General features: G+C 31.3%; 18 protein-coding genes and 1 pseudogene. 2 read left to right on the plus strand and 17 right to left on the minus strand.

The features are described from left to right. Window positions 1-46: 46 nt before the first annotated feature. Window positions 47-454, minus strand: coding sequence for a CvfD/Ygs/GSP13 family RNA-binding post-transcriptional regulator (locus tag AC1RPG_RS07020; protein ID WP_481761807.1), 408 nt, complete (start codon window positions 452-454; stop codon window positions 47-49). Window positions 455-511: 57 nt separating this feature from the next. Beyond that, window positions 512-1,096 carry a peptidylprolyl isomerase gene (locus AC1RPG_RS07025; protein WP_481761808.1) on the minus strand — a complete coding sequence of 195 codons (585 nt, stop codon included), beginning with the start codon at window positions 1,094-1,096 and terminating at the stop codon, window positions 512-514. 129 nt (window positions 1,097-1,225) lie between these two features. On the opposite strand from AC1RPG_RS07025, the gene AC1RPG_RS07030 reads away from it, so the two are divergent. Continuing rightward, window positions 1,226-2,218 carry an NAD(P)/FAD-dependent oxidoreductase gene (locus AC1RPG_RS07030; protein ID WP_481761809.1) on the plus strand — a complete coding sequence of 331 codons (993 nt, stop codon included), beginning with the start codon at window positions 1,226-1,228 and terminating at the stop codon, window positions 2,216-2,218. 39 nt (window positions 2,219-2,257) lie between these two features. Continuing rightward, window positions 2,258-2,896 carry a VTT domain-containing protein gene (locus AC1RPG_RS07035; protein WP_481761861.1) on the plus strand — a complete coding sequence of 213 codons (639 nt, stop codon included), beginning with the start codon at window positions 2,258-2,260 and terminating at the stop codon, window positions 2,894-2,896. A 78-nt stretch (window positions 2,897-2,974) separates the two neighbouring features. Here the strand turns inward: AC1RPG_RS07035 and AC1RPG_RS07040 are convergent, their stop codons facing one another. From AC1RPG_RS07040 to AC1RPG_RS07110, 15 genes and pseudogenes are all read right to left on the minus strand, one after another. Beyond that, a complete protein-coding gene (locus tag AC1RPG_RS07040) occupies window positions 2,975-3,607 on the minus strand; it encodes a TIGR01906 family membrane protein (protein ID WP_481762413.1) in 633 nt (210 codons plus the stop codon). Beyond that, the gene (locus tag AC1RPG_RS07045; protein WP_481761811.1) at window positions 3,591-4,376 is read right to left on the minus strand and encodes a TIGR01457 family HAD-type hydrolase; all 786 of its coding nucleotides are present in this window, start codon (window positions 4,374-4,376) and stop codon (window positions 3,591-3,593) included. The genes AC1RPG_RS07040 and AC1RPG_RS07045 overlap by 17 nt, the downstream gene beginning before the upstream one ends. Window positions 4,377-4,398: 22 nt before the next feature. Then, window positions 4,399-5,013, minus strand: coding sequence for a YutD family protein (locus tag AC1RPG_RS07050; RefSeq protein WP_481761812.1), 615 nt, complete (start codon window positions 5,011-5,013; stop codon window positions 4,399-4,401). 37 nt (window positions 5,014-5,050) lie between these two features. Next, complete coding sequence (locus tag AC1RPG_RS07055) at window positions 5,051-6,424, minus strand: bifunctional metallophosphatase/5'-nucleotidase (RefSeq protein WP_481761813.1); 1,374 nt, start codon at window positions 6,422-6,424, stop codon at window positions 5,051-5,053. Window positions 6,425-6,769: 345 nt separating this feature from the next. Continuing rightward, a complete protein-coding gene (locus tag AC1RPG_RS07060) occupies window positions 6,770-8,143 on the minus strand; it encodes an amino acid permease (protein ID WP_481761814.1) in 1,374 nt (457 codons plus the stop codon). A gap of 116 nt (window positions 8,144-8,259) precedes the next feature. Further along, window positions 8,260-9,276, minus strand: coding sequence for a class I SAM-dependent methyltransferase (locus tag AC1RPG_RS07065; protein WP_481761815.1), 1,017 nt, complete (start codon window positions 9,274-9,276; stop codon window positions 8,260-8,262). A 78-nt stretch (window positions 9,277-9,354) separates the two neighbouring features. Continuing rightward, the gene (locus tag AC1RPG_RS07070) at window positions 9,355-9,651 is read right to left on the minus strand and encodes a hypothetical protein (RefSeq protein WP_481761816.1); all 297 of its coding nucleotides are present in this window, start codon (window positions 9,649-9,651) and stop codon (window positions 9,355-9,357) included. 1 nt (window position 9,652) lies between these two features. Beyond that, window positions 9,653-10,060, minus strand: a complete 408-nt coding sequence (locus AC1RPG_RS07075; protein WP_481762194.1) for a competence type IV pilus minor pilin ComGF — start codon at window positions 10,058-10,060, stop codon at window positions 9,653-9,655. 11 nt (window positions 10,061-10,071) lie between these two features. Then, entirely contained in the window at window positions 10,072-10,359 is a 288-nt protein-coding gene (locus tag AC1RPG_RS07080; RefSeq protein ID WP_409022756.1) for a hypothetical protein, read from the minus strand. A gap of 1 nt (window position 10,360) precedes the next feature. Beyond that, complete coding sequence (locus AC1RPG_RS07085) at window positions 10,361-10,702, minus strand: hypothetical protein (protein ID WP_481762415.1); 342 nt, start codon at window positions 10,700-10,702, stop codon at window positions 10,361-10,363. 9 nt (window positions 10,703-10,711) lie between these two features. Then, a pseudogene (locus tag AC1RPG_RS07090) lies at window positions 10,712-10,795 on the minus strand (prepilin-type N-terminal cleavage/methylation domain-containing protein); the annotation flags it as partial. Then, window positions 10,773-11,087, minus strand: a complete 315-nt coding sequence (comGC, locus tag AC1RPG_RS07095; RefSeq protein ID WP_409022758.1) for a competence type IV pilus major pilin ComGC — start codon at window positions 11,085-11,087, stop codon at window positions 10,773-10,775. The pseudogene AC1RPG_RS07090 and the gene comGC, both read right to left, overlap by 23 nt. Then, window positions 11,084-12,142 (minus strand): competence type IV pilus assembly protein ComGB, encoded by a 1,059-nt coding sequence (gene comGB / locus AC1RPG_RS07100; RefSeq protein WP_481761819.1) that lies wholly within the window; start codon window positions 12,140-12,142, stop codon window positions 11,084-11,086. The genes comGC and comGB overlap by 4 nt, the downstream gene beginning before the upstream one ends. Next, a complete protein-coding gene (comGA, locus tag AC1RPG_RS07105) occupies window positions 12,084-13,064 on the minus strand; it encodes a competence type IV pilus ATPase ComGA (RefSeq protein ID WP_481761820.1) in 981 nt (326 codons plus the stop codon). The genes comGB and comGA overlap by 59 nt, the downstream gene beginning before the upstream one ends. 134 nt (window positions 13,065-13,198) lie before the next feature. Then, complete coding sequence (locus tag AC1RPG_RS07110) at window positions 13,199-13,933, minus strand: YebC/PmpR family DNA-binding transcriptional regulator (protein ID WP_481761821.1); 735 nt, start codon at window positions 13,931-13,933, stop codon at window positions 13,199-13,201. Window positions 13,934-13,940 lie beyond the last annotated feature (7 nt).

Below are 13,940 nucleotides of genomic sequence, written 5' to 3' on the forward strand. Positions count from 1 at the left end.
TTATTTGCGATATTCATTATCGCCTCAATAGCACTTATTAAATATATCAGCTTTCTTTTTCTTGGTCAAGTCTATTTCTGTGAATATCTCTTAATTGTTGGCTTATCCAAAAATCCATTTTATCATCTATTGCTTTAAACCCTGTATCTATAGACCTATTTGTCCAATAATATTTATGTTTTATTTTAATACCTGTACTTTTAAGATTACTATTTTGTTTAGTAAAATTTCTAATTGAAAAACTCATTTTACTGTTATATTCATCAATATCAATAATCCTAACCGTAATTTTTTCATTTATTTTTAAATAATTCAATATGTTATCCACATAACCGTTATGGCATTCCGAAATATGGATTAAGCCTTGAACTCCATCCGCAATTGTTACAAAAGCACCATATGATTGAATACCTGTTATAGTTCCTACAATAATTTGTCCAATTCTATATTTCATTTATACTCCTCAATCTTTCGGTAAAAACGGCCAAAATAAAAAGGACTTTCATCCTCTTTATTTTGTTACTATCATATCTTCAATTACAATTGGTTCAACTGGTTTATCTTGCATAGCTGTTTTTGCACCCGCAATTTTATCAACAATGTCCATTCCACTAACAACTTGTCCAAATACTGTATGATGAAAATCTAACCAAGGAGTTCCACCTTTTTTATATTCTACGACTACCTCTTCAGGATAATTTGCATCCTTTAATTGTCCAATCATCTGTTCAGGAACATTCGAATTTTGGACAATAAAAAATTGACTACCATTTGTTGATGGTCCAGAATTAGCCATCGATAAAGCACCTCTTAAGTTAAAAAGTTCAGAAGAAAATTCATCTGCAAACGATTTACCCCAAATACTTTCACCACCCATTCCAGATCCTGTTGGATCACCAGATTGAACCATAAAATCAGAAATCACTCGATGAAAAATAACGTCTTTGTAGTATCCATTTTCTGAAAGTCCAATGAAATTTTCTACCGTCTTAGGTGCTTGTTCTGGAAATAATTGAATCGTTATATCACCGTAATTCGTAATCATTTTAACTTTTGGTCCAACTACATGTTCTAAGTCTAATTGTGGGTATGTCATAACTATGTTCCTCCTATTCAAACTTTATTGATTCCATTGTACCCAATTTCACTCTATTTTACTATTACTTTATATTTTTTATGCGTTATACTATTATAATGCTATTAAATGGAATGCTAGGAGACTGTTATGACAACAAATGAAATATTTGATATTACTATCATTGGTGCCGGACCCATCGGACTATTTACTTCAACTTATGCGCACATGCGCCAAGCTAAAACTCAAGTTATTGAAAGTCTTCCCGACATTGGTGGACAAGTTGGTACATTATATCCAACGAAAAAAATATATGATATAGCTGGATTCACTGGCATATCAGGTGAACATCTAATTAAGGAACTTTCAAGGCAAGCTCACCAATTTGACTTTGACGTTAAATTAAATGAGACCGTCTTAAATTTCGAAAAAGAGAATGATATTTTTAGGATTCAAACTTCTAAACGGGTTACATATAGTAGAACAATTATTATTACGGCTGGAATTGGTTCTTTTCAGCCACGTAAATTAAATATTGCTAATTCAGCAACATTCGAGAATGAATCATTATTTTACAATATTAGTGACCTTTCTAAATTTTCTCATAAACAAATTGCTATTGCTGGCGGTGGTGATTCTGCTATCGATTGGGCAAATGAGCTATCGAACATTACAAAACAAATTCATATGATTCACCGTCGAGATAACTTTAGAGCTCTAGAGTACAATGTCACAAAACTCAAAAAAACTGATACTATATTTGAAACTCCCTTTTCGATACAATCACTTTCTAAAAAGAATGGTCGCCTTGAAATTTTGCTAAAACATTCTAAAAATAATCTTAATAAAACGATAATTGTTGATAATTTACTTGTGAATTATGGCTACTTATCCGATAATAAAATTATTAATGCTTGGGGTATAAATATGGATAAGAAACTAATCTCGGTAAATTCTGAAATGGCAACTTCCATTCCCGGTGTTTTTGCCGCAGGAGATATTGTTTCATACCCTGGTAAAATAGCACTAATTGCTTCAGGATTTGGTGAAGCACCGACTGCCGTAACTAGTGCCCTAAATTTTATAAACCCAAATATTAATCGAACTATTCATAGTACGCAACTAATGAATCCACATTATTAAAAAAATAGAACTTAAGGGGTATTTAATATTATGTCTGTCATAAACTTTTTTATAGATTTTGTTTTACATATAGACACACACTTGATTAGTATTGTGAACAACTTTGGAAATTGGACCTATCTTATCTTATTTTTTATTATCTTCATAGAAACTGGAGCGGTTATTTTACCTTTCCTACCTGGTGATTCACTTTTATTTGCAGCTAGTGCTCTAGCAGCAAATTCAATTTATCATTTGAATATTTGGATATTTGTAATCCTCTTTCTTGCTGCAGCGTACATGGGAGACTCACTAAATTTCTTTATTGGAAAAAAAGTAGGGAACTCAATTTCAGATCATTCATTATTTAATAAAATGATTAGCAAAGATAGTCTCGATAAAACAGAACAATTTTTCAATAAACATGGTGGACCCGCAATTATTTTAGCAAGATTCATGCCTATTATTCGTACGCTTGCTCCCTTCATCGTTGGTGGTAGCGGATTTAAGTACTCTCGCTTCTTACGCTTTAGTCTAATTGGCGGATTTGCATGGGTCACCATTTGTTGTTCTGCTGGATTTTTCTTTGGAAACATTGCAATCGTACAGGAACATTTTTCTTTAGTCGTATTGGGAATCATACTAATTTCCTTAATTCCAGCTGTATTTAGTGGTATTAAGTCAAAATTAAGTAAATAACTAGCTATTAATATCCCACCCTTTCTATCTTAATCTAATAAAAAAACGAGACGCCATTTTCACTGGTGTCTCGTTTTTTTAATTACTACGTTTAATTTCTCTCTTACCAAAGTAAATACCAACTAAAAAGAACATCTCAATTAGACAAAAGACCATTAGAAAACAAATCATAAAAAAATTTTCTGGTAATGCCAAAATGATTGGATCTAGTTTAGGATTAAATATCCAATCATTATTTCTAAACACGAGCTCATGAAATAGTATAAAATAATGATCAAAATTAAAGAAAAGTAAAAATACACTAAGAAAAGGAACAGTAATAGCCATCTGAAAAGGTCTTACCAATTTCCATAATTCCTTTTGTTTTGTTAATTGACCAATAAATATTATTGCAATAAATCCTAAAATTAAAAAACAACCATAATTAAACTGCACCAATTGTTTAACATCATGATAATGTTGCATCCCATTATATGATGAAGGCAATATCATTTTTACTTTATTTACCCAAGGATAGTTAAAATAGTCTAATAAATTATTATAATCAGACATTAATTCTGATTGGTTTAACCCAACAATTTTATTCAAATGTGATTGCTTGATAAAAATTTTATAAACAAACGTACTATTAATTACCAATATAATAGAAAAAGAGACAATCGCTAGATATAAACTTAGCCACTGTCCCATTTTTTTAACGCGCTCTATCATTATCAAAGTCCCAATCATCAAGTGAATCCAATTGAATAGTTGGTTGAACTTTTTTAGATGCCACTAAGTTTTTTGTTGAAACGCCCGTATAGACTAACATTGTATCAACCCCAAAGTTAATTCCGGCTTTAATATCTGTCATGTAGTTATCTCCAACCATCACAACTTCACTTTTCTTCAAGCCAAGTCTTGATAGGGCTTTTTCCATGATGATAGTTTCAGGTTTACCAATATAAGTAGCTTCTTGTTGTGTTGTACATTCAACCATCCTTACCAGCGATCCAGCACCAGGAAGTAGTCCACGTTCATTCGGAATATTAGTATCAGCATTTGTTCCAATAAATTTAGCACCACGTTTGATTGCTAAAGTTGCCATTTCAAATTTATGATACGTAACATCGGAATCTAACCCAACAACAACATAATCAGGCGTCGTTTCCTCAATAATAAATTTTTTATCCATAATTGCTTTCTTTAATCCGTTTTCACCAATAATATAAACACTTCTTTTATCAGGGTTTAACGCATCTAGATAATCTGCAGTTGCAAGTGCCGCCGTATAGACTTCTTTCTCAGTTACATGTATATCAAAATTATTTGCTAAATTATTGACAACATCAGCTGGTATTTTAGTCGTATTATTAGTCACAAATAAAAATGCAATATTTCTTGCTTGTAGAGACTCGATAAATCGTTTTGCTGCCGCAATTTTTTCTTTTCCTCGATAGATTGTACCATCTAAATCAATCATATAACCTTTATATGCCATTATTATCACCTTGCCTATTTAATTATGCTTTATCTTTTTGCCTAATTACAAATTCGTGTTTCTTTGTTCGTTTTGTTGCCGTTTTTAAATTATTTTTTTGTGGTTTTACTGGTTTAGACTTGTTTAATGGTACTTTAGTTTTTTTATTTTTTATTTGATATTTTTTTTCAGTTGTGTGCGCCCTTACTACAGGTTTTCTTTTCTTACCAACTGGTTTAACTGTTTTTTTACGTTCTTTAGGATTAGAAATTGGTTCAGGTTTTTGAATTTCCAAATTGTGCAACACAAAATAAGAACATCCAAAATTACAATATTCATATAAATAATCTTCAAGAGTATCGATACATTGTGACCGATATGCCTTTTTATTCTCGGTTTTATAAAAACCTCTTAATCGAAGTTGATCATATCCCCAGTCTCCAACAATATAATCATATTTCGTTAAAATTTGGCTAAATCGTTCCGTTAATTTTTCAATTTCAAAACCATCTCTATAATTGGAAACAAGATCATATGGACGGTTATCGATTAGTACTCGGGTTTCACTCTGTCGAACAACATCACTAGCATAAGCTTTAATTTTTTCTGCTTTTATTGCAAGTTGCTGTTCTCTCTTTTCTTTCTGTGCTTGATTCAAATCTCAAACCTCCTTTTACAACTTTAGTCATACTTCATTATACAGAAAATTCTAGTTTTAAATAGTCCCCAACGTAATCTCTTAAAAATTTCTTGCCATTTATCGAAATTTCTCCGGTTATTTCTATGGTTGGAAAAAACGGTATATACATAAAATGATCAACTGTTGCAATAGTATAATATGCATCCAAGTCAATTTTTTCGTTATGATATATAAGGTCCCCATTTTCTTGTTCTACCAGTCCATCAATCACTACTTCACCAAATAATTGGCCTCTAAAACCCATCCCTTTAATTGGGAATTTCTTAAGAAATGAACTATTCTTTTTAATTTCTTGTACTAATCGCCATAGATTATAACCAGTTAATTTAGCAGTAATAACCCGCATTGGGTGTGGCAGTGTTTGATGCAGGTCATTTTTTGTTACAAATCCTTTTTGTAAATTTTTCAAAAATAATCCACCATTTAACATTGCAATATCCGTTTTTGTACCCGCTTCGATGGCTTTCAATGATGTCTGCATTAATGCTGAATTTTTAGTCCATGATGCTTCTAAATCTTCAGGCAATTTTGCAACAACTTCAGATGTTAAAATTTTTTCTCCGCGTAATCTATATTCTGCTATTTCGTCTTGGTCACTTATAACTTCTGCTAAACTTTCTGTTTCAATTACTTTAGCAACTTCTTTTCTAATTTTATGATTTTCAAGTTCAATCGCTACTTCGCCCACGTACATCCCCCACTTACCAGCTGCGGCCAATAATGATTCATTAACTTTTTCACCGGATTTCAATAAATGATGTGTGTGGCTTCCTAATACAATATCTATCTGAGGATACTTTGCAGCTACTTTTCTATCTACAGGTAAACCTAAATGTGATAACAAAATAATAACATCTACTTTACCTGCTATTTTTTTTAAAAGTGAAGGTAAAACGGTATCAATTTGATTAGATTCCCAACCATTCATCTCATACGTCATTGGAAATGGTGCTGTCAAGGCAATTATTCCAATTTTAGTTCCAGCTGCAGTTTCCATTATTTTATATTCTTTGGCCCATGCAGGACGATTATTAACTTCTCCATCTACCACGTTATCAAGGATAATGTCGAATTTTGCATTATCATATAAATGTTGTAATTGGCTTCGCGAATTACCAATACCTTCATTGTTACCAATTGTCGCTGCATCATATGCTACAGTATTCATTAATTCAATATTGGCTTTGCCATTTGTAGCTTCCGACAACGGGTGCACACGATCAATTGCATCTCCAATATCAAAAGTTAAAACAGTTTGATTTTGTTTTTCAAGCTTTATTTTTTCAGATTGTAAAAATCGCCTAATTTTAGGCCAATTTTCTAAATGTGAATGAATATCATTTGTATGTAAAATCGTTATTTTTTCCATTAGTTTATATCCACCTTATTTTGATTATTTACTGACTTTCTTTTCACTAACTATATTATTATGGTTGTCCTAAAGTTCTTTTCTAACCATCAAATTCCTAATAGGTGGGTTCAACATTATTAGTTATACTATATCCTATATTATACTGCTTACCGTGTCCAAGTGAATTTATATGACCCTTTACAAAAAATAGCATGCAGAAAATAGTATTGCTCGCGCTGAAATTAACTATTAAATTGTAATGTTTTTAGAAGCAAAATCAAACAATATTTTCAACAATTACTTTTAATTTGTGCCCTAAGTATACAAAAAAAGACCCTCACACGTGGTCTTTTCAGCAAAAATTTAATTTTCCATCTTCATTTGAACACTTTTAATAACATAGAGTACAATTAACCAACCAATTGAAGCAATCAGCGCAATTAATGTATCAGGTTTTAAGCATAGCACAATACCTACAAAAGTTAGAAATAATAGAATTAAATAATTTGTAACAGGAAAGAAAGGCATTTTAAATACTAGCATTGATTCTGTTTTTTCTAGTTTTATTTTTCGTCTATACTTCAAATGTGCAATTACAATTGCTCCCCAAATGAACAAGAAACAAGTCGTTGCAATACTTGAAATAAATGTAAATACCGATTCAGCCATAAACATATTCAGTACGACTGAAATTGCAATCACAAGAGTCGAAAATTGTAATGCAAATGCAGGTACTTGATTATGTGATAACTTACTAATTTTTTTAGAAAATTTATTTTTTTTATTATAATTAAGCGAGAACAACATTCTACCTGTACTAAATAAAGACCCATTACAAGCTGAGGCTGCAGCTGTAATTACAACAATATTAATAATGCTGGCTGCTGATTTTATCCCTATATTTTCAAATACTTGAACAAATGGACTTTGTGATTCCGAAATCATATTCCAAGGATAAATCGCCATAATTGCCAATAATGATCCTACATAAAACAAAATAATTCTTAAGGGTATTTCATTAATTGCTTCTGGGATAACCTTTGTTGGGTTTTCAGTTTCTGCAGCTGTTAATCCTACCATTTCAATACCGACAAAACTAAACAGTACCATTTGAAATGACAAAATAAATCCTTTAATTCCTTGGGGGAAAAATCCACCGTGACTTACTAAATTCGTCAAACTGGCATGCCCAGCTGAAGTTTTAAAGTTTACCACTACCATATACACGCCAATACATATCAACACAATAATGGCAATAATTTTAATGAGTGCAAACCAAAATTCTGTTTCACCGAATAATCCCACTGTAACTAAATTTATTCCTAAAAGAATAAGGAGCATAACCATACCAGGAATCCATTGCGGCAAGTTAGGAAACCAAAATTTCATATATAACCCGACTGCGGTAATTTCTGTCATTGCAATTGTTACCCAACAGACCCAATATGTCCATCCAGCAACAAATCCAACCTTTTCACCTAGATATTCATAAATAAAATCAATAAATGAATGTGCATTCACATTCGATAACAGTAATTCACCTAACGAACGCATTAAAAGAAAACATGCAATTCCGGTAATAATATATGCCAATAAAATAGATGGCCCAGCCAAATGAATAGATTGACCTGCTCCCAAGAATAAACCAGTCCCAATTGTTCCACCAATTGCAATTAATTGAACATGTCGACTTTTTAATCCTCTAACATGCTGATCTTCTGAACTTTTTTCTGCCATTAATATCAAACTCCCTCTATAGTAATTAAGTAGATTATACATGACACATGTTAATTTCTAAAGAAATTATTCTTTTTATAATTAAATAAAAAAAGCGACTCAAAATATGAGTCACTTTACTTATTATTAAAGTTGGCCTTTATCCACTTATCTAACGTTTTAACAAAGCTCTGAAATAGTTCTTCACCCTTTAGTGATGGGAAATCACCTAATAGTACTTCATCAACTTGTTTACTACCTTCGCCATGTTTCTGTAAAATCAAAATAGATTTACGTGAATTAGCTGAACTAAATAATTCCACAGGTAAATTGAGCATACCTTGAAGATATGCATTTGATTGAATGTAAACGAGTAATTTTTTTGCTTCCTCTGTTTCAAATAAACCAGTAGGAACAAGGTATATGCCAAAACCGCCATCATTTAAGTATTTGATTGATTGTTCTATTAATAAATGATGTACATATGAATGACCTTCAGTTGCATGTGTAGCAAAATGGGTAACTCTTTCATCTAGAGGGTAATAACCAATTGGTAAATCAGCAATAACAACATCAGATTTTTTTACAATTAGGTCATCAACCGCATCTTGGTGAAATAATTCTAAATTTAAGTGTTGTAATTGTCCACTTAACCCTGCAATTGATAACATTGTATCATCATTATCAATCCCGTATGCTTTTGAAATCTCAAACTTATCAGCAGCCATTTGATTCAAAATCGTCGTCAGTAAGTTCCCTGATCCCACTGTAATGTCCAATAAACTAAACGATTTTTTTGTACTTATTAATTTTTCTAATACAAATGCAACTAAAAATCCAATTGTATCTGGTGTTATTTGATGATTAGGTTGAATACTTTCTTGTCTTGTTGCCTTCAATAAAACTAACTGTACAACTTTACGTACATCTTCTGACGATAAGGCATTCAAATTCATTTTTTTATAAATCTGATTCAAAATTTTTACATCTTGCTCACTTGGTAATCCATCTTCTACGTGTACAGATTTATTATCTAACAAATTATTGCTAGTCTCAATAAATGCGTCCAAATAAGTGATTTCTAAACTTTTTTGTAAAATATCAATTGTTTCATTAATCTGATTAAAGTTCATTTCTATTTCTTCTAATGACATAAAATCACTCCTTGAATTTATTTGCTCGTTTCAGTTTAACGATTTTTAATTCTCAATTCAAGTTAAGTTTCTTTTTTATCATTTTTCTGAAAAAGAATATCGATTACCATTCTTCAAAATAACCTGATAGGCTCCTTTTTGATATTCAACAACACCATAATTATAAGTATATTTTTCTTTTAGATTTTTTGCTTTTTGATTTAAAATAGTCATGTTTTTCATAGTTTCTGCTTGATTATATTGGCATATTTTCTGATAACTAGTGAATTTTGCTTGGAAATATATCAGTTGTCCCAATAACAAACCAATTAATAACATTAAACAAAATATGGCTGATACAACTAAATGTCCGTTTAATAATTTGATTTTTCGCATCTTAATCCTTTTTTTCCATAGGTATTACCAATTTTAAAGTCTTATTTTGGTGTTCTTGTTTGATTTTTAAAAATAGAATTGGTTCATCGTATGCCACCGAAAATGATTTCACATGATATAAAATTGGTATATGACCTCCTGAAAATCCAATAAACTGTATCATTTCATTATGCTGACTAAGATAGTAGCGAGCTCCTGTCTTATTATTTTTTAATGAAATTGTATATTGACCAACATCTATTATCTTCAAATCTAAGTGATCTGACTCCAATAATCCGATACATTGCTGTAACGAAAAATCTCTATCTCCGCTAATTTCTTGGTGTTCATTTGTACATAAGTGCCAACATGTTGTCATTAGACTAAGAGAGATGATAAATATACCTAATGCAATAATAGTTTCTAACAAAGAAAAACTTTTCATTGCAATTTAATACTTGTTAAATCATTTTCAGACTTAATTCGAATTTCAGACATAGTAGCACATTGTAATTCGCCATCAACTATTTTTGATAATTTACTTGTCGGATGAATGACTAATAATTTACTGATTTCTTTCAGATTTCTTGTAGTTGTTGTTTTATGATTCCAATAATCTTCTTGTTTCTGTAATGTGTGATTGGTCTGTACATATAATCCAAAACCTGATGCGACAATAGTTAAAGTCATAATAGCGTCAGCTAACACAATTCCTGACATTTTACGCACGTTATTCGACATCCTTTCTAATAAATTGACCCCACCCAATTTGAAATACTATTTTTTGATTTCTATTTGGTAATGTGGATTTAAAATTAACTGTTTTACCAGTGATTTGCCCACTTTTATTTATTTTTATCGTTACTCTATTTTTAACTGTCACAGTCTTCGGATAGTCTAATTTAATTTTACTATTGCCATTAATAATGGTCATTTTATCATCATTAAAATTAATACTATTAGGCATCCGATTCATCGGTGCCTCTACCACTGCACTTTGCCAAAGTTGTTCAAAATTTTGCCAAAATTGTTTTTCTTTAGATATCGCAAGTACTTGATCCATTGGCCCCATTAGCAATAGACCACAAATACTAGTAATTGCCAACGAAATAAGCATTTCAAATAAACTAAATGCTTTAAATTTAGTTTTCTGTTTTAACAACATTATTCGAGATAATAATATGATTATCTTTTGCTTCCTTTTCTTGCTTTTCAGTTAAATATTTTTCCGAAACTAAATCAGCAAAATTTATCGATTTATTATGCGTTTCATTTTCATACAAATCAACCTGCGTTTGGACGACGCTAACTAACGCTTCATCATTAACCCGTTTAGCACCTGCTCTTTGATGTCCAATGTTAGGTAATATAATCAACATTAGAAGTGAGATAATAAATAAGACACATAGCATTTCAACAAGCGTAAATGCTTTTAATTTTTTTCTATTTTTTTTCATTGAATTTCCTCCATAGTTTGATACATAGGTAATAATATTGTTAAATACAACCCAACAATACAGGCCGCTACAATTATGAATGCAACTGGCTGTACATAAATCATGATTCTTTCGACAGATGACTCAAATTTACGATAAGTTAATTCCGAATACATTAATAATTCTTGGCTCATCACATCTAACGTATTACCTTTTGCGAGAAATGTCGTTATCTCATTAGGAAATAAAGGACTTTTATCGATCATTTGTTTTGTACTCCCACCATTTTCAAAATGATTCGTTAACTGTTTACCTAACTGATATAGTAAAGATTTTTGATCAAATTGATTTAAATAATCACATATTTTATTCAAATTTAAACCACTTGCTAAAAGCAGACCCAAATTAAATGTTAAATAATAATGACAATAATCCCGATAAATTTTACCTACTATGGGGACCTGACAATACCAAACATGCCTGTTCATCGTACTTTGTTTTGAAACACGAATGATAATTTTTATGATATATCCGATAAATAGACTAATTACGACAGAGATAATACTCTTCATTAAAATCATTTTAAAGTTAGAATTTGATGACGCACCTAACTGACTATAATTTATTTCAGGCAAAATAAATTGTTGGATTCCGATATATAAGACAACCAGTAATCCCATCAGAATCATTGGGTATTGCATGAGTTGCTTTAACTGTTTCTTTTGTTTTACTCTAACCGTCATCAATTTTCCGAGTTGTTTAATACTTTTATTTAATCCGCCATATTTTTCAGAAATCGTAATTTGATAATACGAACTTTTTGAAATATACGGCTTGATACCTGTTGAGAAGGGTTCACCACTTCTTAACTTGGATTCAATTTTTTGAATATCTATTTTCCCAACTGGAAATAATTTAGTCGCCGTTGTTAAAGATTGCCTGAGCGAAAATCCCGAATCTAATAAGTCTGCCAAGACTTCGAAAAATTCACTTTGTTTTTGAATTGACCATTTTCTTCTATTTAAAATTATTTGCTGTTTCAATTGTAATAATATTTTTCTTAATACATTGATCAAGGTTATCATGCCACCTTTCTAAAGCTATTTTTTGATTAAATGTTCCTTCAAGAACAGACTCTAACTTTTGACCTGTTAATATATCAAATAGTACACCGCTTCCACCTTTCGTTGTTTCAATTAATCGCTGATAACTTACTGCCTGTAGCGTTCTATTGAGATCATCTCGACTAACGCCAAGATTTTCAAGTCGTTTAATTGTTCCTACTGCATTTCTTGCATGTACGGTACTTAAAATTAAATGACCACTCATTGCAGCTTTAATTGCAGCATTGGCAGTGACTTCATCCCTGATTTCACCGATAATAAAAATATCAGGATGGTGCCTCAATCCAACTTTTAATAATTCCGCATATGTCATGTTTGCTTTATCATTAACCTGTAATTGAATAAAATTAGGATTTTGAATTTCAACTGGATCCTCAATAGTTAATATTGTTCTTTGATTCTGAATCATTTCAGCCAGTTGGTACATTGTCGTTGTCTTACCTGAACCCATTGGACCTGAGAATAAAATTAGCCCACTGGACCCACATGCATTTATCAACTGCTGAAATTGATTTGGTAAAAGTTGAAGTAACGGTACATCGGTATTCGAATAAATAAATCGTATAACAATCGATTCTCTACCTAAAAAATCGCCAACACTCGAAATTCGGCAATTTACCTTTTTATGTTCTATCTGCCATTGAAAAGTCCCAAACTGCGGCCGCCTAGTTTCGCTCAGAATCATATTTGCCTTAAATTTAAGAAAATTATTCATTTGTATCATCTTTTTTTCTGAATATACATTAAGGCTATGATAGTTATTCAACGTTCGATACTTAACTAAGCATCCCTTGGCACTTGGAATTATATACATATCACTTGCTCTGTTTTTAACACATATTTTAATCATTTCTTGTATTTCTGTTTCAATCATCTCAATATCCCTCCTTTCCATATATTTAAGTACGCAAAAAAAGCCAAAACATTTAATTTTGGCTTTTCATATTTTTATATTTAATTAATTTCTAACTTTTTAAGATGACTTATCTCTTTATTATAGAGAGTATCTTAATCTTCGTCTGCAATATCACCAGCATGGAACACTTCTGAAACATCATCATTTTCTTCCAATGCATCAATCATATGATGGAATTGTTCAATTTTATCTTCCGGTACTGGTACTAGATTTTGAGGAATCATTACTAATTCAAATGTATCTAATTTGTATCCCTTTGCTTCTAATGAAGCACGTACATCTGGTAAATCTTTTGAATCTGTATAGATTTCAAATAATTCTTCTGATGTTTTCAAATCCTCAGCACCAGCATCAATAACATCTTCAAACATAGCATCTTCATCAGTATCTAATTCTTCACGAGAAATAACGATGTAACCTTTACGATCAAACATGTAATTAACTGAACCTGTTTCTCCTAAATTTCCACCATTACGTGTAAATGCAATACGAACTTCTGAAGCAGTCCGATTACGATTATCCGTCAAGGTATGAACTAAGATGGCAACGCCACCAGGTGCATAGCCTTCATATGTAATTTCTTCATAATCTGCACCTTCTGAACCAGACGCTTTATCAATAGCACGTTTAATATTATCTTTTGGCATATTTGCAGCTTTAGCTTTATCAAGCATCAAACGTAATGAGGGGTTCGAATCGGGATCAGGACCACCACTTTTTGCAGCCATGTAAATTTCTCTCGATAATTTTTGGAAAATTTTACCACGTTTAGCATCTTGTGCATTTTTACGACCTTGGATGTTATTCCATTTTGAATGTCCTGACATAATTCCC

The organism is Dellaglioa sp. CoH-57-MRSF-18 (assembly GCF_056781995.1).

Excerpts from the sequence above, each read along its gene's own strand:
- AC1RPG_RS07020 (WP_481761807.1), bottom strand. The coding sequence starts at position 454 with ATGAAATATAGAATTGGACAAATTATTGTAGGAACTATAACAGGTATT.
- AC1RPG_RS07025 (WP_481761808.1), bottom strand. The coding sequence starts at position 1,096 with ATGACATACCCACAATTAGACTTAGAACATGTAGTTGGACCAAAAGTT.
- AC1RPG_RS07030 (WP_481761809.1), top strand. The coding sequence starts at position 1,226 with ATGACAACAAATGAAATATTTGATATTACTATCATTGGTGCCGGACCC.
- AC1RPG_RS07040 (WP_481762413.1), bottom strand. The coding sequence starts at position 3,607 with ATGATAGAGCGCGTTAAAAAAATGGGACAGTGGCTAAGTTTATATCTA.
- AC1RPG_RS07045 (WP_481761811.1), bottom strand. The coding sequence starts at position 4,376 with ATGGCATATAAAGGTTATATGATTGATTTAGATGGTACAATCTATCGA.
- AC1RPG_RS07055 (WP_481761813.1), bottom strand. The coding sequence starts at position 6,424 with ATGGAAAAAATAACGATTTTACATACAAATGATATTCATTCACATTTA.
- AC1RPG_RS07060 (WP_481761814.1), bottom strand. The coding sequence starts at position 8,143 with ATGGCAGAAAAAAGTTCAGAAGATCAGCATGTTAGAGGATTAAAAAGT.
- AC1RPG_RS07065 (WP_481761815.1), bottom strand. The coding sequence starts at position 9,276 with ATGTCATTAGAAGAAATAGAAATGAACTTTAATCAGATTAATGAAACA.
- AC1RPG_RS07070 (WP_481761816.1), bottom strand. The coding sequence starts at position 9,651 with ATGCGAAAAATCAAATTATTAAACGGACATTTAGTTGTATCAGCCATA.
- AC1RPG_RS07085 (WP_481762415.1), bottom strand. The coding sequence starts at position 10,702 with ATGGGGCCAATGGATCAAGTACTTGCGATATCTAAAGAAAAACAATTT.
- comGC (WP_409022758.1), bottom strand. The coding sequence starts at position 11,087 with ATGAAAAAAAATAGAAAAAAATTAAAAGCATTTACGCTTGTTGAAATG.
- comGA (WP_481761820.1), bottom strand. The coding sequence starts at position 13,064 with ATGATTGAAACAGAAATACAAGAAATGATTAAAATATGTGTTAAAAAC.
- AC1RPG_RS07110 (WP_481761821.1), bottom strand. The coding sequence starts at position 13,933 with ATGTCAGGACATTCAAAATGGAATAACATCCAAGGTCGTAAAAATGCA.